Source organism: Mangrovibrevibacter kandeliae, from assembly GCF_024519155.1.
Taxonomy (GTDB): domain Bacteria; phylum Pseudomonadota; class Alphaproteobacteria; order Rhizobiales; family Rhizobiaceae; genus Mangrovibrevibacter; species Mangrovibrevibacter kandeliae.
Genome location: NZ_JANIFJ010000005.1, coordinates 278,831 through 298,564, shown reverse-complemented (window position 1 = coordinate 298,564; position 19,734 = coordinate 278,831). Strand labels below are relative to the sequence as shown.

17 protein-coding genes are annotated in these 19,734 nt (G+C 69.3%); 5 read left to right on the top strand and 12 right to left on the bottom strand.

The window, feature by feature from the left end; translation table 11 throughout:
* Positions 1-13: 13 nt before the first annotated feature.
* The 6 genes from NPA30_RS14990 to NPA30_RS14965 all read right to left on the bottom strand — a co-directional run bounded on the left by NPA30_RS14990 (position 14) and on the right by NPA30_RS14965 (position 6,904).
* Positions 14-787, bottom strand: a complete 774-nt coding sequence (locus NPA30_RS14990) for an ABC transporter permease (RefSeq protein WP_256803540.1) — start codon at positions 785-787, stop codon at positions 14-16.
* 185 nt (positions 788-972) lie between these two features.
* The gene (locus NPA30_RS14985; protein ID WP_256803539.1) at positions 973-2,163 is read right to left on the bottom strand and encodes a M24 family metallopeptidase; all 1,191 of its coding nucleotides are present in this window, start codon (positions 2,161-2,163) and stop codon (positions 973-975) included.
* Positions 2,153-2,929 carry a sugar phosphate isomerase/epimerase family protein gene (locus tag NPA30_RS14980; RefSeq protein ID WP_256803538.1) on the bottom strand — a complete coding sequence of 259 codons (777 nt, stop codon included), beginning with the start codon at positions 2,927-2,929 and terminating at the stop codon, positions 2,153-2,155. The genes NPA30_RS14985 and NPA30_RS14980 overlap by 11 nt, the downstream gene beginning before the upstream one ends.
* A gap of 56 nt (positions 2,930-2,985) precedes the next feature.
* Entirely contained in the window at positions 2,986-3,999 is a 1,014-nt protein-coding gene (locus NPA30_RS14975) for a hydroxyacid dehydrogenase (protein WP_256803617.1), read from the bottom strand.
* A gap of 5 nt (positions 4,000-4,004) precedes the next feature.
* Entirely contained in the window at positions 4,005-5,858 is a 1,854-nt protein-coding gene (locus tag NPA30_RS14970; RefSeq protein ID WP_256803537.1) for a DUF2264 domain-containing protein, read from the bottom strand.
* Entirely contained in the window at positions 5,855-6,904 is a 1,050-nt protein-coding gene (locus NPA30_RS14965; protein WP_256803536.1) for a LacI family DNA-binding transcriptional regulator, read from the bottom strand. The genes NPA30_RS14970 and NPA30_RS14965 overlap by 4 nt, the downstream gene beginning before the upstream one ends.
* A 176-nt stretch (positions 6,905-7,080) precedes the next feature.
* Here NPA30_RS14965 and NPA30_RS14960 point away from each other — a divergent pair, with 176 nt between their 5' ends.
* Positions 7,081-8,373 (top strand): ABC transporter substrate-binding protein, encoded by a 1,293-nt coding sequence (locus tag NPA30_RS14960; RefSeq protein ID WP_372338827.1) that lies wholly within the window; start codon positions 7,081-7,083, stop codon positions 8,371-8,373.
* Positions 8,374-8,550: 177 nt separating this feature from the next.
* Here the strand turns inward: NPA30_RS14960 and NPA30_RS14955 are convergent, their stop codons facing one another.
* The 6 genes from NPA30_RS14955 to NPA30_RS14930 are packed head-to-tail and all read right to left on the bottom strand — an operon-like array spanning position 8,551 to position 14,860.
* A complete protein-coding gene (locus NPA30_RS14955; RefSeq protein ID WP_256803534.1) occupies positions 8,551-9,633 on the bottom strand; it encodes an ABC transporter ATP-binding protein in 1,083 nt (360 codons plus the stop codon).
* Between the two features lie 23 nt (positions 9,634-9,656).
* Entirely contained in the window at positions 9,657-10,730 is a 1,074-nt protein-coding gene (locus tag NPA30_RS14950; RefSeq protein ID WP_256803533.1) for a Gfo/Idh/MocA family protein, read from the bottom strand.
* Complete coding sequence (locus NPA30_RS14945; protein ID WP_256803532.1) at positions 10,723-11,736, bottom strand: Gfo/Idh/MocA family protein; 1,014 nt, start codon at positions 11,734-11,736, stop codon at positions 10,723-10,725. Before NPA30_RS14945 ends, NPA30_RS14950 begins: the two co-directional genes overlap by 8 nt.
* Positions 11,737-11,744: 8 nt before the next feature.
* Positions 11,745-12,623 carry a carbohydrate ABC transporter permease gene (locus NPA30_RS14940; RefSeq protein WP_256803531.1) on the bottom strand — a complete coding sequence of 293 codons (879 nt, stop codon included), beginning with the start codon at positions 12,621-12,623 and terminating at the stop codon, positions 11,745-11,747.
* On the bottom strand, positions 12,616-13,569 hold the full coding sequence (locus NPA30_RS14935) for a carbohydrate ABC transporter permease (protein WP_256803530.1): 954 nt from the start codon (positions 13,567-13,569) through the stop codon (positions 12,616-12,618). The genes NPA30_RS14940 and NPA30_RS14935 overlap by 8 nt, the downstream gene beginning before the upstream one ends.
* A 4-nt stretch (positions 13,570-13,573) precedes the next feature.
* Entirely contained in the window at positions 13,574-14,860 is a 1,287-nt protein-coding gene (locus NPA30_RS14930; RefSeq protein ID WP_256803529.1) for an ABC transporter substrate-binding protein, read from the bottom strand.
* Positions 14,861-15,184: 324 nt separating this feature from the next.
* Here NPA30_RS14930 and NPA30_RS14925 point away from each other — a divergent pair, with 324 nt between their 5' ends.
* The 4 genes from NPA30_RS14925 to NPA30_RS14910 all read left to right on the top strand — a co-directional run bounded on the left by NPA30_RS14925 (position 15,185) and on the right by NPA30_RS14910 (position 19,722).
* Positions 15,185-16,330: a Gfo/Idh/MocA family protein gene (locus NPA30_RS14925; protein WP_256803528.1), complete on the top strand. Its 1,146-nt coding sequence runs from the start codon at positions 15,185-15,187 to the stop codon at positions 16,328-16,330.
* 11 nt (positions 16,331-16,341) lie between these two features.
* Positions 16,342-17,508: a dihydrodipicolinate synthase family protein gene (locus tag NPA30_RS14920; RefSeq protein ID WP_256803527.1), complete on the top strand. Its 1,167-nt coding sequence runs from the start codon at positions 16,342-16,344 to the stop codon at positions 17,506-17,508.
* 100 nt (positions 17,509-17,608) lie between these two features.
* Positions 17,609-18,457: a sugar phosphate isomerase/epimerase family protein gene (locus NPA30_RS14915; protein ID WP_256803526.1), complete on the top strand. Its 849-nt coding sequence runs from the start codon at positions 17,609-17,611 to the stop codon at positions 18,455-18,457.
* 50 nt (positions 18,458-18,507) lie between these two features.
* Positions 18,508-19,722 (top strand): Gfo/Idh/MocA family protein, encoded by a 1,215-nt coding sequence (locus tag NPA30_RS14910; protein ID WP_256803525.1) that lies wholly within the window; start codon positions 18,508-18,510, stop codon positions 19,720-19,722.
* Positions 19,723-19,734: the final 12 nt, after the last annotated feature.

The window sequence follows — 19,734 nt, the reverse complement described above, 5'->3', positions numbered from 1 at the left end:
TGCACGTCAGCCCTCAGGCCGTCGCCGCGACGTCCACGCGGCGGCTGGCCTGCCAGGGCACCACGATCCGTTCGACGAGCTCGATGAGCCAGAAGAGGATCACCCCGATCAGCGCGAGGATCACCAGCGCCGCGAACATCGTCGGCAGCTCGAAATTGCCGATCGAACGCTGCAGCACGAAGCCGATCCCGGAGTTCGCGCCGACGAACTCGCCCACCACCGCGCCGACGACGGCGAGCGTCACCGACACCTTGAGGCCCGAGAAGATGGAGGGCAGCGCCTGCGGCAGGTTCACGTAGGCAAAGCTCTGCAGCCAGTCGGCGCGCATCGAGCGCACGAGGTCGCGCATCTCGGGATCGACCGACTTGAAGCCCTGGACGCCGGAGACGACGATCGGGAACACGCCGAGCAGGAAGGCGGTCAGCACCTTCGGCAACATGCCGAAGCCGAACCAGACGACGAGCAGCGGCGCGATGGCGACCTTGGGCACCGACTGCGAGAAGACGAGCAGCGGGTAGACGTAGGATTCCACCGTGCGCGAGCCGGCGATCAGCATGGCGAGCGGAATGCCGACCGCGACCGACAGCGCGAAGCCGCCGAGCGTGGCGAGCGTCGTCGGAACCGCCTCCGCGAGCAGCGTCTGCCACTGGTCGACCATCGCCTCCGCGACGTCCAGCGGGCGCGGGATGAGGTAGGCCGGGATGTTGAATATCTGCACCGCCAGCGCCCACAGCGCCACGATGATGACCAGCAGCAGCGCCGGGCGCAGCCAGGCCGCATCCCCCATTGCACGCAACGATACCCGACCGGCTCTCGCCCGCATCACGTCGCCTCCCAACAACGTGCCCACGTAAGTAACTAATCGGATGGTTACATGTCTGTCAATCGCGATCCGCCGCTTGCGCGCGTGAAGGCTGGCGTGCCGCGTGTTCGCGGGTTCCTGCGAACTGACCGACAGCGGAGCGAGGCGCCTCAGGTGCCGGACGGCATGTTCCAGCCCCGGCCGCCGTCGCCATAGGCCTCGAAGCCCGACGCGGTCACGGCGAGCGTATCTTCGAGCTTGATGAAGCCGCGCCGATGCTTCCACGTCGTCTCGATCGAGACGACCATGCCGGGCTCGAGCGGGTGCTCGCGGTCAGCTGCGGGATAGGGGACGGGCGCCTTGTCCATCAGGCGCGGTGCCTCGTGCGTGACGAGGCCCATGCCGTGGACGACGAACTCGAGCCCCGCGCCGTCCATCGGGCCGCAGGCGTGCCGTGCCGCGGCCTCGACGTCGCCGCCGGGTGCGCCGGGCCGGATGGCGTTTCGTGCCGCCATCTGGATCGCCTCGATCGCCGCGAGCGCGTCGACGAGCTCGGCGTCCGGCGCGCCGACGATGCCCATCCGGCAGAGGTCGCCGAGATAGCCGCGGAAATTGCCGCCGGAATCCAGCGACACGACGTCGCCGACCTCGATCGGCTGGCGCGACGGCGCCCGGTTGTGGCTGCGGCCGGCCGTGACGAGGCAGAACTCGAAGGTGAGGTCGCGCGCCACCTGTTCGCGCCGCAGCCGCGTGACGAGGTCGTGCTTGGTGTCGCCCGGCCGCATCGCGGCGAAGGTCGCGCCCATGGCCTCGATCACCATGTCGGAGGCGTAGGCGAGGGCGGCGAGCTCGTCCGGGCGCTTGATCGCCCGCAGGCGCTCCAGCACCACGGTTGCGTCGGCGATGGGTGCGTCGGGAAGCGCTTCGCGCAGCGCCAGGTACGCGTCGGTCGGCAGGAAGCCGACCTCGATGCCGATCCGCGCCGTGTCTCCCGCAAGCGCCCGGACGCAGTCGATGCCGCAGGCGGTGGCGTCCAGCGTGCCGCGCGTATCGAGATGCAGGTCCGACAGCCAGAAGGCGCCGAGTTCGGCCTCGAAGCGCTCGTTGGAGTTGCCGACATAGGCGGTCGCTTCGGCCGCGCCCTGCCGGTAGACGACCATCGGCAGGTAACGGCTAAGGCCGGTCGCGTCCATGTAGTCGAACATGAAGAAGCGATAGCCGCCAAGAAGGTACTGCACGTTGTGCTTGGACGTCGCGAGGAGGACGTCGAGCCCGGCCGCCTCCATCAGGGCGTCGAGCCGGGGCGCATCGAAGGGCGGGATCCCGGCTCTGACCGGGAGGGCCCGGGGTCTATCGGTCATCGCGCGTCCCGTCCCGGCCCGGCTCCCGTTTCGGTCGACGTGGACCGGCACCTGGGGCGTCACACAGGGCGATCAGCGATGCTGCGTCGGACCGCAACTGCGCAAGGTCGTCGCCGGCCACGAATTCCAGCATCGCATAGCGCGGTTTCTGCCAGCGCCCGGCCGGCAGGGCGCCGAAGACGGCGGACCAGTAGGCGGCATGGTCGGCGAGCGGATAGCGGCGGCGCTCGGCGTCCCAGGCGAAGACATGCAGGTGACACACGTCCGGCCCAATCAGCGTCAGCTCGTCGAGCGCCGCCTCGAGCGGCAGGCCCGGCGCCGGCTGCCAATAGAGATAGACGTCGTCGCGCCCGATCGCATCGACGAGTGCGCGGGCCGAGGCTGAGTCGTCGGTCAGCGAGCCCGGATGGAATTCCAGCCCGACGGTGATCGCGTGCCGCGACGCCTCGTCGGCAATGGCCACGATGGCGGATGCCACGGCGGCGCGCTCGGTGGACGTGTAGCCTTGCGAGGGCCGATCGCGGGTGCCGGGCCAGATGCGGATGTGATGGGCACCAAGCGCCGCGGCTGTCTCGACGGCGCGATGGACCATGTCGGCCGGGCTGTCGGGCGCGACGAGGTAGGCGCCATAGGAGGACACCGCGAGGCCGGCGCCGCGCGTGCGTTCGCCCACCCGACGGGCTTCATTGATGTCGCCGGGAGGGACGTGCACGTCCCCGCCCCATTCGATCGCGGCGAGGCCGGCGTCGGCGGCGGCGTCGATCACCGCCGCCGGCTGGAGGTGGCGCAGCGTGACCGAGCAGAGGGCGGGGCGGAGGCCGCTCACGCCATCGTCTCCAGCTGCGCGGGATCGACGGCGTGCAGCAGCGGCTCGCCGGCCGCGTAGCGTTCGATCTCGGCGATCGCCAGTTCGCCGAGGCGCGTGCGCTCGAGGCCGATCGCGCCGGCGATGTGCGGCGTCAGGAAGAGGTTCGGCGCCTGCCAGAGCGGCGAGCCCGGCGCCGGCACCTCGGGTTCGGTGACGTCGATCACGGCGAACAGCCGGCCGTCCTGCAGCTCGCGCGTCAGCGCCGCCTCGTCGACCAGCGCGCCACGCGCCGTGTTGATCAGCGTCGCGCCGTCGCGCATGGCGGCGAGGCGTGAAGCGTCGATCATGTGGCGGGTCGCGGCGAGCGAGGGGGCGTGGAGCGACACGACGTCGGACGCCGCGCAGAGCGCGTCGAGCGAGACCAGACGGGCGCCGAGCCGTTCTGCTTCGGCTTCGTCCAGCATCGGATCGCTGACGAGGAGTTCGATATCTTCGAAGCTCTGCAGCAGCGAGAGCACGCGCCGGCCGATGCGCGAGGCGCCGACGACGCCGACCGTGCGCCGGGCGGCCCCGATCGGCAGCGCCAGCATCGGGTTGGTCTGCTGCCGGCTGCGGGTGCTCCCGTAGAGTCGCTCGAAGTCGAAGGCCCGCTTCAGCGCGAGGATGACCATCGCCAGGGTGAACTCGGCGACGGGCCGGGCGTTCGCCTCGGCGGACGTCGTGACCGCGATGCCGGCCGCGAAGAGGTCGGGCGGCGCCAGCGCCTTGATCGTCCCCGCGGCATGGGCGACGAGACGCAGGCGGGGCATCGCCTCGCGCACGCCTTGTTCGATGGCCGGGCACCCCCAGCCGGTGAGCAGCACCTCGGCGCGCGGCGCCAGCGCCTGAAAGCGCGGGTCGTCGAAATCGCGGAGCGGCCGGCGGTCGAGAATCTCGGCCGAGCCGGCAAGGCGATCGAGAAGATTTTCGGTCAGGACGTGCGCCGTGCGCGCCGGGTCCATCGCGATCAGCACCGCGGGGCGATCCAGCCGCATCAGGGCGCGACCTCGATCGCGCTGACCGTGCGGCCGTCGCGCGCGAAGCGGGCGTCGAGCGCGGCGAGGTCGGGCATGGCCGGCACCGGCGGCAGGCCTCCCTCGGCGAGCGCCGCACGCGGGAGCGCCACGACAGCCGTCACGAGCAGCGTCTCGCCAGCGGGGAGGTCGCCACGCAGCTGCGCCACGCTGGTCTTCGAGACGACGAGGTTGGTGTTGGGCAGCGGCTTCTGGGCGACCGGTCGGCGCGCAACGCTGGATCCGAGGTCGACGATCGCGGCGACGTCGTGCGGTCCCTCCACCTCGACCCGGTCCGCGGTCGTCTCCACCCGGTCCGCGTCGCCTTCGCCGCGCTCGATGGCAAAACCGCCCTCGGCGATCGCCAGCGGTCGCGCCGAGCGGATGCGGTGGATGCGCAGGTGCCAGGCACCGGCCGGCACGAGCGTCGTCTCGACCTCGACATCGGTGAAGGGCCGCCACCGGGCGCGCAGCGCGTCGCCGGCGATCTCGGCCGTCTCGTTGGTCTCGCGCACCCGGTAGTGCAGGCCGTCCTCCGAGAAGGCGAGCGTGTTGTCGAAGGCCGCCGTTTCGAAGCCGCGCTCGTCCATCTCGACCGAGAAGCCATAGCGCGAGGCATAGGCGAACTTGGCGTATTTCTCCGGGCCGGCGCGCATCGCAAGGTTCTGCTGGCCGCTCGACAGGGCGACGACGTTGCCGGGCGTCTGCAGCAGCACCATGCCGGGGTGGCGCTGCGGGCGGGGTAGGGGGGCGTCGGCGAGCGGTGTCTCCGGCGCTGTCCAGAACGGGTGCGCGGCCGGCAGCATCAGCGGCAGGAAGGCCTTGAAGGCCCAGTAGGGCGAGCCGCCGGAGTTGTAGCTCTCCGACATCGAGAGCTGCGGATAGCCGTAGCCGATCGACAGCACGCCGTCACCGAAGGCGATCGGACGCTCCGCCCACCAGCGCAGATGACGCAGGTACAGCCCCTTCACTGCGCCCCATGGCAGCGCCTCCTCCTCGGCGAAGGCAAGCGCGCCCCAGAAGCCGGCGCAGGCGAAGCGGTAGGTCATGCTGCGGCCGAAGGCGAGCGTGCCGCCGTCGGCATCGAACCAGGCGCGGAAGTCGGGGGCAAAGGCGCGGGCCCGCTCACGGAAGCGCAAACCGCGCGGGTCGCCCGGTGGCGACAGGCGGGCGTGGATCAGGCCGTAGAAGTGCATCGCGAAGGCGATGTAGTGGTCGATGCGCCGCTCGTTGCCGTCCCGGTACCAGCCCTCGCCGAGATAGAAGCCGTCGAGCTCGTCGAGATAGGTTTCGCTCAGCGCGCGGTCGAAGTCGATGCCGAGCCGCTCGAGTGCGAGATCGACCATCACGCGGAAGAACTTCCAGTTGTTCGCCGCGTAGTCGTAGCGACGGGCATCGAGCAGATACGCGGCGATGTTGGCCTTGGCCGCCGCACTCTGCGGGTCCCACAGATGCTGCGGGACGAGGCAGAGCGCAAAGCCGATCGCGGCGAGCTCGACCAGCCGCTGGTCCTTGTCGCGCACTCGCCCCCAGAACTCTGGATGCGCCGGATCGGTGCCGTTGGCGAGCCCCTGCGCGAAGCGATGCCAGTGCGGGAAGTCGCCGCCGCCCGCCGCAAAGGGCGCGAGGCCCCACAGCGGCCGGGCGAAGCCTTCGAGATCCGCCGCGGCGCGGTCGAAATGTGCCGCCACCGCATCGAGTCGCACCCGTGCATTGCCGTTCGAGAAGTAGGGCAGGAGCGGATCGAACAGGTCGAGCAGCGCCTCCGCGACGTCGTCGCGGGTGACGAGCGGATTGCTGCAGAGCGGGTTCTGCGAGACAGGGTCGAGGATCATTCTGGGGCCTTCGAGCGGCAGGGCGCGACGGTGCCGCCGGCGACAAGCGTGACGGCGACCTGCATCTGGCGGGCGAGCGCAGCCGGTTCGTCGAGGCGGCGGCGCATCAGGAGCAGTGCTTCGTCGGCGATGGCGCGGCGGTCGACGTGGAGCGTCGTCAGGCGCGGCGTCATCATCGCGGCGAAGGGGAGGTCGTCGAAGCCGACGACGGAGAAGTCGTCCGGGATGCGCCGACCGGTCTTCTCGACGGCGTGCAGGGCGCCGAGGGCGATGGCGTCGTTCATGCAGAAGGCGGCCGTCAGGTCGGGGTGCAGGTCGAGAAGGCGGGTGATCATGTCGCCGGCCTCCTCGAAGGTGCGGCCCGCGAACTGCAGGATTCCGGTGAGCCCGACGGCGCCGCGGGCCACCTCGACCTCGCGCCAGAAGCCGCGCAGGCGCTCGCGCACCGTCGCCCGTCCGGCGCCGCCGAGGTAGGCGACCTTGCGATGCCCCGCGTCGAGCAGCGTGCGGGTGCCGAGCCGGCCGCCATAGAAGTTCGACGGCGCGACGCAGTCGAAGCGCATGTCGGGATCGGCCCCATTGACCAGGACCACGGGCTCGCCCCGGGCCTGCACCCGCTCGGCGGCCCCGGCGTCGAGGTCGACGCCGACGAGGAACAGCCCGCTGCTGCCCGCCCGAGGTTCGAGCGCCGCCTCGTCCGCCGCAAGGCGGTCGTGGCTGAGCAGCCGTACGGCGAGTTCGGCACCCCCCGCGCTTGCCGCGTCGCGAAGCCCGGTGAGGATGTCCTGGTAGAATGGGCCGAGTTCGCCGGTCGTGCGTTCGGCCGGAAACAGGACCGTAAAGGTCTCGCCCTGCAGCGAGGAGCGTCGTCCGCCCGCCGCTCCGGCCGAGCGGCGCACGTAGCCCAGGCGCTCCGCGGTCTCGCGCACCGCCGTCTGGACGGACGGGCTGATGCCGGCATCGCCCGCCAGCGCACGCGAAACGGTGCTGACCGAGACCCCTGCGGCGCGGGCGACGTCGGCCTGTTTTGGACGCTCGGCGGTCAAAAGAGGGCAGTCCTGTTCATGGCCGGGAGCCTACGTCATGCGGTTGCACATGCCAATGCAAATTTGCGTATTTCGCAAATCAGGCGGCATATTTGCAATTTGCATTACGGGATGCTTCTGTTGGGCTATCGCCCGGATAACAGGGCGGAGGAAGCCGACGGGAGGAAACCATGGCTTTGATCGTCGACAGGAGAGGTCTGCTTCGTTCAGGCGCTGCATTTGGCGCACTCGCCCTCACGGGTCTGCCGCGCGGGGCCTTCGCTGCGGGTACGGACATGCGCTGCGTCTGGTGGGGTTCGGCGGAGCGAAACCAGCGCACCCAGGCCGTCATCGACCTCTACGTGAAGCAGAACTCCGACCTTGCGATAACCGGCGAGCCGATCGCCGGCTCGGACTACTGGGTGAAGCTCGCCACTGCGATGGCCGGCCGCAACATCGCCGACATCTTCCAGCTCGAGCCCTCGACCATCTCGGACTATTCCGGCCGCGGCGCCTGCATGAAGCTGGACCCGTTCGTCGGCTCGGCGCTCGACGTGTCGAACTTCGCCGAGGGGACGGTGAAGCTGACGACGATCGACGGCACGCTCTACGGCGTCGGCCTCGGCCTCAACTCGTTCGCGATGCTCTACGACGCCGATGCGATGGCCGCGGCCAAGGTCGAGATCCCTCGGGATCGCCAGATGACCTGGACGGAGTTCGCCGCCCTTGCCAAGGCGTTCAAGGCGAACGGTCCGAAGAAGCGCAACTACTGGGCGGCGCCCTATGGCGCGCGGTACTTCTACCTCTTCGACGTCTGGCTGCGGCAGAAGAACAAGGAGCTCTTCAAGGACGGCGGCATCGGTTACGACGCCAGCGACGCCGAGGAGTGGTTCGCCTACTGGGAGGACCTGCGCCAGAACGACCTCTGCGTCTCGGCCGACATTCAGACCCGCGACGACAACTCGATCGAGACGAATTCGCTGACGCTCGGCAACTCGGCGATCGGCTTCGCCTATTCCAACCAGCTGATCGGCTACCAGAAGCTGGTGCCGGGGACGCTGGACCTCACCGCCTTCCCGAAGATGGAGAGCGGCCCGAGCGGCCACTACTATCGGCCGGGGCTCATCTGGTCGATCGGCGCGACTTCGCAGAACGGCGAGGCGGCGGCCCGGTTCATCAGCTACTTCGTCAACGACATCGAGGCGGGCAAGATCCTCGGCGTCGAGCGCGGCGTGCCGCTGTCGCTGCCGGTGCGCGAGGCTATCCTGCCGGGTCTGAACGAGACCGAGAAGAAGACGATCGCCTATATCGACTTCCTCGCCGACAAGGTGGTCGCCTATCCGCCGCCGGCGCCGATCGGGGCCAACGAGTTCGACCGCAACGTCATGCGTGTCGTCGCCGACCAGCTCGCCTTCGGCCAGATCGACGTCAAGACGGCGGCGCAGAGCCTCGTCGACCGCGGCAAGGAGGTCCTGAGCGCCCGCAAGTAGCGTTCAGGTGGCAGACGGGCGGAGGCCGCGCATCCCTGGATGCGCGGCCTCCGTCGTTTTCGGGGTGGGCGACAGAGGCGTGACGGCGGGGGCGCCCCGGCGCGCGGTCGATCCTCCTGAGGAAGAAGCATCGGCCCGACGTCGGCGGCCGGTCGTCCGGGCATTCGGAGCGGCGGATCAGATCCGCCGGCCGTCCTCGCCGAAGATGTGCGCGTCCTTGAGGTCGAAGGCGAGGGGGATCGTCTCGCCCGAGCGCAGCCCGGTCTGCCCCTCCATCAGAAGCGTCGCCGGTTCGCCCTCGGCCGTGTCGGCATAGATCACCGCCGAGCCGCCGAGATGCTCGACGAGCTGCACGCGCGCAGCGCCGAGGCCAGGCCGGCCCTCGGCCGCCGAGGCCTGCAGGTGCTCCGGCCGGATGCCGAAGGTCAGCGGCTCGTTCCGCCTGGCGCCGACTGGCTGGTCGAGCCGGATCGCCTGGCTGCCGAGCAGGATGGTGCGGCCGGACTGGTCGTTCTCGGCGAGGCGCGCCGGCAGGAAGTTCATCTTGGGCGAGCCGATGAAGCCGGCGACGAAGCGGTTGGCCGGCTGGTTGTAGAGATCGAGCGGCCGGCCGACCTGCATGATGCGGCCCTCGCGCAGCACCACGATCTTGTCGGCCATGGTCATCGCCTCGACCTGGTCGTGGGTGACGTAGATCATGGTGTTGCCGAGCGTCTGGTGCAGCTTGGCGAGCTCGACGCGCATCTGCACGCGCAGCTCCGCGTCGAGGTTCGACAGCGGCTCGTCGAACAGGAAGATCTTCGGCTCGCGCACGATCGCCCGCCCGATGGCGACACGTTGGCGCTGGCCGCCGGAGAGGGCCTTCGGCTTTCGGTCGAGGAGAGGGCCGATCTGCAGGATGTCGGCCGCATGCTTCACCCGCTCGGCGATGGCGTCCTTCTTGAAGCCCGCCGTCTCCAGGCCGAAGGCGAGGTTCTTGTAGACCGACATGTGCGGATAGAGCGCGTAGGACTGGAAGACCATCGCGATGCCGCGCTTGGAGGCGGGCACATCGTTCATCGGCTCGCCGGCGATCAGAAGCTCGCCGCCGGTGATCTCCTCCAGCCCGGCGATCATCCGCAGGAGCGTCGACTTCCCGCAGCCGGACGGGCCGACGAAGACGGTGAACTCGCCCGGCGCGATCGACAGGTCGATGCCGTGGATGGCGGTGAAGGATCCGAAGCGCTTCTCGATCCGGCGCAGTTCGATGCTGGTCGACATGGGGAACGTCCTTGCGTGCGGCGTCAGGCGGCGGGCCGCCAGCTCGCATAGTTCGGGTGGTCGGCGGCGATCGGGAGCGTCACGTCCCGCCCGCTCGAGGCGGAATCGTAGAAGGCGGTGACCAGCTCGAGCGCACGGCGCGCGTCGGCGCTCGTCACCGGTGCCGGCTCGCCGGCGACGAGCCTGGCGTGGAAATCGGCCATCTGGCCGGTGAACCGGCGGCCGACCGGCCGGTGGTCGGAGAGCACCGCCTCGATCCGCGCGGCGACCTCGGGACTCGCCGGCTGGATCGACCACGGCTCGTCCGCCGGTGAATAGGGCGAGAGGCCGCTCTCGAACGTCACGTTCTCGAAGCAGAAGCGCAGCCGGCTGATCTCGGTCTGGGCGCCGAGCGTCGCGCTGGAGGTGACGAGCGCGCCGTTCGCCATGCGCCAGCTCGATGACACGCAGTCCTCGACCTCGATGTCGTTGACGAGCGTGGCGACGCGGGCGAACAGGTTCTCGACGGGCCCCATGAAGTAGGTCACGAGGTCGTGGATGTGGATGGCGTGCGTCATGAGCACGCCGCCAAGCTCGGTCTCCCAGCGGCCGCGCCACGGGTTGTCGTAGTAGGCGGCGGTGCGCTTCCAGTGCGTCTCGGCGGTCGCGACGAAGGGGCGCCCGGCAAGTCCGGCGTCGAGGATGCGCTTGGCCTTCTGCGCGCCGTCCCCGTAACGGTACTGGAAGATCGGCATCAGCCGGCCCATCGCGCCGCGCTCGACCGCCATCACCTCGTCGACGTCCCGCAGGGAGCCGACGAGCGGCTTCTCGCAGACGACGTGCTTGCCGGCCTTGAGCGCGGCGATCACCATCCACTTGTGTGTCGCCGGCGGCGTGCAGACGTCGACGATGTCGACGTCGTCCATGGCGAGGACTGCGTCGAAATCCGCGACGCGTCGCTCGATGCCGAACTCGTCGGCGACCGTGTCGAGCCGCGCTTGGTCGAGGTCGCAGAGCGCGACGACCCGGAACTTGTCCGGCTGGGGCTTGTAGCCCTCGACGATGTGCGAGCGGCCGATGCCGCAGCCGACGACGGCGACGCGGTAGGGATCAGGCATCGGACGCGTCCTCGGCGAGCTTCTGGGCGGTGAGTGCGAGTTCCATGGCGAGGAAGCAGCGCGCCTGCGGCATCGCCGTCTCGGTGCGCGCGCGAATGTCGGCGAGGAGCTGGCGGCCATAGGGCAGCGCGACGTCGGAACAGTCGATGTGGCGCACGCCGTCGCGATCGGTCAGGAACAGGTGGTCGCCGCCGGGTCGCCCCGCGGGGTCGACATACTTGCGCAGCTCGATCGAGCCGTGCGTGCCGGTGACGAAGAGGCGCCCGTCACCCCAGGTCGGCAGCCCGTCCGGCGTGAACCAGTCGACGTGGACGAAGCCGGTGGTGCCGCCGCCGGACAGGATGACGTCGCCGGTGTCCTGGAGCTCGGGCGTGTCGGGATTGGCGCGGTTGGCGACCGTCGCCGCGACGACCGAGGCGGTTTCGGCGCCGGTGAAGAACAGGAACTGCTCGCACTGGTGCGAGGCGATGTCGGCGAGGATGCCGCCATAGCGGGCGCGCTCGAAGAACCAGTCCGGGCGGGAGGCCTTGCGCAGCCGGTGCGGGCCGAAGCCGGCGGTCGCGACGACGCGGCCGATGGCGCCGGCGGCGACGAGTTCGCCGGCCTTCACCGTCGCCCGGTTCTCGAAGTGCTCGGAGTAGAGGATCGACAGGATGCGGCCCGTGTCGGCCTGCGTCCGACGCAGGAGGTCGAGCTGCTCGAGGCTCACGGCACCGGGCTTGTCGAGCATCACGTCCTTGCCGCGGCGCATCGCCTCGACCGCGATCGGGGTGCGCTCGCTCGACACGGCGGCGGAGACGATGAGTTCGATCGACGGGTCGTCGAGCAGCCGCTCGGCCTCGGAGACCGGCTCGGCGCGCGGGAAGGCCTCGGCATAGTCCCGGGCGAACTCGTCCCCGGCGCCGTGGAAGCCGACGAGCTCGGCGCCGGCATCGAGGAGGCAACGCGTCTGGCCGAAGATGTGGTTGTGGGCGAGGCCGATGGCGGCGAAACGGACGGGACGCATGACGAGCCTCAGCGCTTGAGACCGGTGGTGGCGATGCCTTCGATCAGGAGGCGCTGGAAGAAGAGGAAGAACAGGAAGACCGGCACGAGCGAGAGGTTCGACATGGCGAACAGCGCGCTCCAGTCCGACTGGCCGGTGGAATCCACAAAGGAGCGCAGGCCGAGCTGGACGGTGTAGGTGCCGATGTCGTTGAGGTAGATCAGCGGCCCGAAGAAGTCGTCCCAGGTCCAGATGAAGGAGAAGATCGCGGCGGTCGCCAGCACCGGCAGCGACAGCGGCAGCATGATCTTGCGGTAGATCCGCCAGGGACTGCAGCCGTCCATCATCGCCGCCTCGTCCAGCTCGCGCGGGATCCCGCGGAAGAACTGCACCATCAGGAAGATGAAGAAGGCGTCGGTGGCCAAGTATTTCGGCACGATCAGCGGCAGGATGGTGTTCACCCAGCCGAGGTCGAGGAACAGGATGTATTGCGGGATCAGCGTCACGTGATAGGGCAGCATCAGCGTGCCCAGCATCAGCGCGAACCAGAAGTTCCGGCCGGTGAAGTTCAGCCGCGCGAAGGCGAAGGCCGCGAGCGAGCAGCCGAAGACGTTGCCGATGGTGGCGAGCACCGAGATGACGAGCGAGTTCCAGAAGAACTGGCCGAACGAGACCTGCAGGCCGCTCCAGCCGCGCACATAGGCGCCGAGCGACACCGAGGAGGGGATCAGCGAGGTCGAGCCGAAGATCTCGTCCTGCGGCCGGAACGAGCCGGAGATCATCCACAGGATCGGATAGAGCATCGCGAGCGATGCCAGGATCAGGACGGCGTGGATCAGCACCGAGTGCGACAGCGGTCGCCGGCGCCGCCCGCCGATCGCCGGTGCCGCCGCCGTGACGTCAGTCATCGTAATGCACCCAGTAGCGCGCCGACAGGAAGGAGATCGCGGTGAAGGTCGCGATCATCACGACGAGGATCCAGGCAAGCGCCGAGGCATAGCCCATGCGCAGGAAGCTGAACGCCTCCTGGTAGAGGTAGAGCGTGTAGAACAGCGTCGAGTTGATCGGGCCGCCGGTGCCGGACGAGATCACGAAGGCCGGCGTGAAGGCCTTGAAGGCGTCGATCGTCTGGATCACGACGTTGAAGAAGATCACCGGCGTCAGCAGCGGCAGGGTGATGCGGAAGAACTGCCGCACCGGGCCGGCGCCGTCGAGGTTGGCCGCCTCGTAGATGTCGGTCGGCACCTGCCGCAGCCCGGCGAGGAAGATGATCATCGGCGAGCCGAACTGCCACACCGACAGGATGACCAGCGTGTAGATCGAGTAGTTCGGGTTGGAGATCCAGCTCGGCCCCTCGATGCCGAAGAGCTGCCACAGGACGAGGTTGATGAGGCCGTCCGAGGCGAAGAGCTGGCGCCAGAGCACCGAGATCGCCACGCTCGCGCCGAGCAGCGAGGGCAGATAGAAGATCGCGCGGTAGATCGGCAGCCCGCGGATGCCGCGGTTGAACATCATCGCGATGGCGAGCGCGAAGATCAGCTTCAGCGGCACCGACAGCGCGACATAGAGGAAGGTGACCTTCATCGCCGCGACGAATTTCGGGTCGGCGGTCGCAATCCGCACATAGTTCGCCGCGCCCGCCCAGTGCGGAGCCTGGATGAGATCGTAGTCGGTGAAGGAGAGGTAGAGCGAGGCGAGCGCCGGCCCGAGCGTCAGCCCGAAGAAGCCGATCAGCCAGGGCGTGAGGAAGAGGTAGGCCGGGGCGTTGCGGCCCCAGGCGAGCCGCAGGCCCTTCGGGCGTGCGACCGGCCGGTGGGCCGGCCCCTCGACCCAGGTTGTGGGCTGCACCGACATCGGTTCAGCCTCGCGCCAGGACGTCTTGCGCCTGCTTGACCATGTCCTCGCCGGCCTGCTCCGGCGTCTTCTGGCCGAAGCCGACCTCCTCGTTGATGCGCTTCAGGACGAACTGCAGCTCGCCGGCACCGGTAGGCGGCGGCGGGGGCAGAGGGATCGCCCTCGGCGTGATGGCGCCGATGTAGTCGACGATCTTCGTCGCAGTCGCGTCGAGCGACGTGGCGACCGCGTCGCGGATCTTCGCCGACGCTGGGACACCGCGCTCGATTCCAAGCGCCTTGGCCGCGGCCGGGTCCTCGACGAGGAAGTTGCAGAACGCGACCGCGGCCTCCTTGTCGGCGGCGCCGGACGACACGCTGATCAGCATCGACGGCTTCAGGTAGTGGCCGGACGGGGCGTCGGGCGAGCGCGTCGGGTACGGGCCGAGCGAGAGCTCGGCCTTGTTCAGCGCCTGGTAGCCGATGAACTGGTTGGAGTGGAAGAAGGCTGTCGCCGCCTTGCCGGTGGTCAGCGCGTTGGTCTCGATCGTCAGCTGGTCGAGCGCCTGGACGTCGGCGGGCACGCAGGCGCCGCTCTTGCGCATCCGGTCCCAGAAAGCGAACCAGTTCGTCGCGTCCCCGACGGCGTAGCCGAGCTTGCCGTCGTCGGTGTAGAGGTTCTTGCCGTCTTGCTGCAGCCAGCCCTCGAAGGCAGGCTCGACGCCGCCCGCATCGGCACTGGCATAGAAGTTCGGCTTCGGCTTGTTGGCTGACATCCGGGCCGCCCGGTCGGCGAACTCGTCCCAGGTGATGCCCGGCTCCGGCGCGTCGACTCCGGCCTTCTCCCAGGCCTTGGCGTCGAAGCCCATCGTCACCGAGTTGACGCCGAGATTGATGCCGTAGAGCTTGCCGTCGACGCGGCCGGAATCGATGTTCTGCTGGCCGAAGTCGTCGATCCTCAGCGCCTTGCCGAGATCGTCGTCGAAGGGCATCAGCGCGCCGCGGCGCGCGTACTCGAAGATGTAGCGGTAGTCCATCTGGATGAGGTCCGGCGCGTTGCGCCCGGCAACCTGCGTGGCGAGCCTCGGCCAGTAGTCGCTCCAGCCGGTGAACTCGCCGACGATGTCGACGCCCGGCGCGGTCTGCCTGTAGGCGGCGAGGGCGGCGTTGGTGCGGTCGGCGCGTTCCTGCGAACCCCACCACAGGAAGCGCATCCGCTTGTCCTGGGCTAAGACGGAGCCCCCGCCGACGGTGGCCAGAAGTGCGGCCACACCGCCGGCGCGCAGTAAGCCGCGACGTGACGTCGTAAGCATGGACAGGTCCTCCCCAGAACCACGGCCGCCTCCCAGCAGCCGCACCGCCGATTTTTCATCGGTTATAACCGGTTGGTTACAAGATGGCCGCCAATGCGCGTCATTGTCAAGCGGTCCTTACGAGGTGGAGCGCGGCGTCTCGCCCGGCACGAGCCCTTCATGACCAGCCGCAGCCGCGCCCGGATCGAGCCGCCGTGGCCGAAACTTCGTGGAATGCCGGATTGACAAGGCGGTCGGAGCGGAAACATAAATAACTGTATAGTTACAAATGCCGCTTCGAGCGGCGCGACGATCCGCCAGGGATCGCGACGGGGAGGACAGAGAATGAGACGGATCGGCGTCATCATGCACGGCGTCACCGGACGCATGGGCTACAACCAGCACCTCGTCCGCTCGGTGCTCGCCATCCGCGACCAGGGGGGCGTCGCGCTGTCCACCGGCGAGCGGGTGATGCTCGATCCGATCCTCGTGGGGCGCAACGCCGAGAAGGTCGGAGCGATCGCCAAGCGGTACGGGGTCGAGCGGTGGACGGACGATATCGACGCCGCGCTCGCCGATCCGAACGACAGCCTGTTCTTCGACGCCGGCACGACGCAGATGCGCGGCAGCCTCCTGTCGAAGGCCATCGCGGCGGGCAAGGATGTCTACTGCGAGAAGCCGATCTCGGACAACGTCGAGGAGGCGCTGGACGTCGCCCGGCAGGCCGAGCGGGCCGGCATCAAGCACGGCGTGGTGCAGGACAAGCTGTTCCTGCCGGGCCTGCGCAAGCTGGCGATGCTGCGCGACTCCGGCTTTTTCGGCCGCATCCTCTCGGTGCGCGGCGAGTTCGGCTACTGGGTCTTCGAGGGCGACTGGCAGGCGGCGCAGCGCCCGTCCTGGAACTACCGCACCGCCGATGGCGGCGGCATCATCCTCGACATGCTCTGCCACTGGCGCTACGTCCTCGACAACCTTTTCGGCAAGGTGCAGGCGGTCAGCTGCCTCGGCGCGACCCACATTCCGCGCCGCGTCGACGAGGCGGGCCGACCCTACGAGGCGGACGCCGACGATGCGGCCTATGCCACCTTCGAGCTCGAAGGCGGCGCCATCGCCCACATCAACTCGTCCTGGGCGGTGCGCGTGCGCCGCGACGATCTCGTCACCTTCCAGGTGGACGGCACGCACGGCTCGGCCGTCGCCGGACTGACCAGGTGCTTCACCCAGCACCGGGTCAACACGCCGAAGCCGGTCTGGAATCCCGACGTGCCGCAGACCATCGACTTCTTCGGCGGCTGGGAGGAGGTGCCGAACAACACCCTCTACGAGAACGGCTTCAAGGCGCAGTGGGAGATGTTCGTCCGCCACCTGTGCGACGACGGCCCGTGGCCCTACGACCTCTACGAGGGCGTCAAGGGCGTGCAGCTCGCCGAGCTCGGGCTGCGCTCCTGGAAGGAGCGCCGCTGGCTCGACGTTCCCGCAATCGAGCGCTGAGGACGGCGACGATGTCGGAGATCAGACTTCCGGTCGAGGGCGGCGCGCTCGAAACCTATCGCCTGTCCGGGCGGGCCTCGCCGCTGGCGCACCGCGGCCGCGCGAGCTTCAACCGCGTCGCATTTGCGGCCGCGCACGTCGTCGCCGACCCGCTGGCGGCGGCCGACCCCTGGATCGACGCGGCGATCGACTGGGATGCGACGCTGCGCTTCCGCCACCGCCTGTGGGACCTCGGCTTCGGCGTCGCGGAGGCGATGGACACCGCGCAGCGCGGCATGGGCCTCAACTTTCCGCAGGCGCAGGAGCTGATCCGCCGCTCGCTGCGCGAGGCGGCGAGCCGCGGCGACGCGCTGATCGCCTGCGGGGCCGGCACCGACCACCTGGCGCCATCGAAGGACCTGTCGCTCGATGCGATCCTCGACGCCTATCTGGAGCAGGTCGCGTTCGTCGAAGGCGAGGGCGGGCAGGTCATCCTGATGGCCAGCCGGGCGCTCGCCGCCGCCGCGCGCTCGCCCGACGACTATCTCGAGGTCTATGGCCGGGTGCTCGACGCCGCCCGGCGCCCGGTGATCCTGCACTGGCTCGGCGAGATGTTCGATCCGGCGCTTGAGGGCTACTGGGGCTCGCCCGACCACGGGGCGGCGATGGACACCTGCCTCGCCCTGATCGAGGCGAATGCCGACAAGATCGAGGGCATCAAGATCTCCCTCCTGTCGAAGGAGAAGGAGATCGCCATGCGCCGGCGCCTGCCGGCGGGCGTGCGGATGTACACCGGCGACGACTTCAACTACGCCGAGCTCATCGCCGGGGACGGCGAGGGGCATTCGGACGCGCTGCTCGGCATCTTCGACGCCATCGCGCCGGCCGCCTCGGCCGCGCTCGAGGCGCTCGCCGCGGGGCGCGAGGCGGAGTTCCACGCGATCCTGTCGCCGACCGTCGCGCTGTCGCGGCACATCTTCCGGGCCCCGACCCGCTTCTACAAGACCGGCGTCGTCTTCCTCGCCTACCTCAACGGGCTGCAGGACCACTTCACGATGGTCGGCGGCCAGGAGAGCGCGCGCTCGACGTTGCATCTCGCCGAGCTCTTCCGCCTCGCAGACCGGGCGAACTGCCTCGACGACCGCGACCGTGCCATCGCCCGCATGCGAGCGGTGCTCGCCGTGCGCGGCGTCGCCTGACGCAGCGGGTCCGGCGGGGAGGCCGGGCCATCCGCGAACGATGATCCAGACGGGGCATCCGGCCGGCGCGCGAGCGCGGCACGGATGCGGGGAGAACGCCATGAGTTTCGAGGGCCTTTCGATCAACTTCGCCACCGTCCGCCAGGGCGGCTTCTTCGGCGAGATCGTCGATGCCTGCCTGCGCAACGGCATCACCGCGATCTCCCCTTGGCGCGAGCACGTGCAGGGCGTCGGCCTCGCCGAGGCGGCGCGCATCGTGCGCGACAACGGGCTGAGGGTCACGGGGCACTGCCGCGGCGGCTTCTTTCCTGCGGCGGACGAGGCCGGGCGCAAGGCCGCCATCGCGGACAATCACCGCGCCATCGACGAGGCGGCGGCGCTCGGCGCGGCCTGTCTCGTGATGGTCGTCGGGGGCCTGCCCAAGGGCTCGCGCGATCTGCCGGCCGCCCGGCAAATGGTGGCGGACGGCCTTGCCGAGATCCTGCCCTATGCCCAGAAGGCCGGCGTGAAGATCGCGATCGAGCCGCTGCATCCGTCCTACGCGGCGGACCGGGCCTGCGTGAACATGCTGGAGCAGGCGCTCGACCTCTGCGACATCCTCGGCGCGGGCGTCGGCGTCGCCATCGACGTCTACCACGTCTGGTGGGATCCGAAGCTCGCCGGCCAGATCGAGCGCGCCGGACGGAACGGGCAGATCTTCGCCCATCACATCTGCGACTGGCTGGTGCCGACCGTCGATCCCCTCAACGACCGCGGCATGATGGGCGACGGGGTGATCGACCTCCTGGCCTTTCGCCGGATGATCGAGGCGGCGGGCTTCCACGGGCCGCAGGAGGTGGAGATCTTCTCGCACCGCTGGGGCGCCCTGCCGGTCGACGAGGTGCTCGCGACGGTGAAGGAGCGCTATCTCGCCTGCTGCCAGCCCGGCGGCGGCGATGACGCGGCCTGACGGCCGATCGAGCTTCAGTTCGGCGGGAGGCCGGCATGTCGGATACAGGGATGCGACGTCGCTACGCGCTCGTCGGGGTCGGCAACCGCGGCACGACGATGTGGGGGCGCGAACTCCTCGCCGGCTGGGGCGCCTATGTCGAGCTCGTCGCGATCTGCGACCTCAACCTGATGCGCGCCGAGCGGGCGCGGGCAATGATCGGCAGCGAGGCCCCGCTCTACGACGATCTCACCCGCATGCTTGAGGAGCAGCGGCCGGACCTCGTGATCGTCTGCACGCCGGACGACACGCATGACGACGTCGTGGTGCGGGCGCTCGAAGCGGGCGCCCACGTCATCTCCGAAAAGCCGATGGCGACGACCCGCGACAAGATCGAGCGGATCCGCGAGGCAGAGGCGCGCACCGGGCGACGCGTCGACGTCTCGTTCAACTACCGCTTCTCGCCGACCGCGGCCCGGATCAAGGAGCTGATCGAGGAGGGCGTCATCGGCGAGGTCACCTCGGTCGACTTCCACTGGTATCTCGACAACCGGCACGGCGCCGACTACTTCCGCCGCTGGCACGCCTTCACCGCCCATTCCGGCAGCCTCTTCGTGCACAAGGCGACGCACCATTTCGACCTCTTGAACTGGTACCTCGAGTCCGACCCGCGCGAGGTGAAGGCCTTCGGCGAGCTCGTCCACTACGGCCGCAACGGTCCTTTCCGGGGCGAGCGCTGCCGCACCTGCCCGCATGCCGAGGTGTGCGACTACCACCTCGACCTCGCCACCGATCCGTTCCTCGACACGCTCTACGAGGAGCCGTCCCGCGTCGACGGTTATGTCCGTGACGCCTGCGTGTTCCGCGAGACGATCGACATCCCGGACACGATGACCGCCGCGATCCGCTATGCGAGCGGCGTCCAGGTTTCCTATTCGCTCAACACCTACATGCCGATCGAGGGGCACCACATCGCCTTCAACGGCCATCGCGGCCGCATCGAGCTGCGCCAGTACGAGAAGCAGGACTGGACGGTGCCGCCCGCCGACGAGATCATCGTCATGAAGAGCTTCGGCGGCGGCGTCGAGCGCATCTGGGTGCCGCACGAGCCGGGCGGCCACTATGGCGGCGACAACCGGATGCGCGACATGATCTTCAAGCCTGGATCGAACGACCGGCTGCGCCAGCGGGCTGGCTCACGGGCGGGCGCCATGTCGGTGCTCGTCGGCGTCGCGGCGTTGAAAAGCGCGCGCGAGGGCCTGCCGGTGCTGATCGATCCGGTCTGAGCGGCAGGCAGC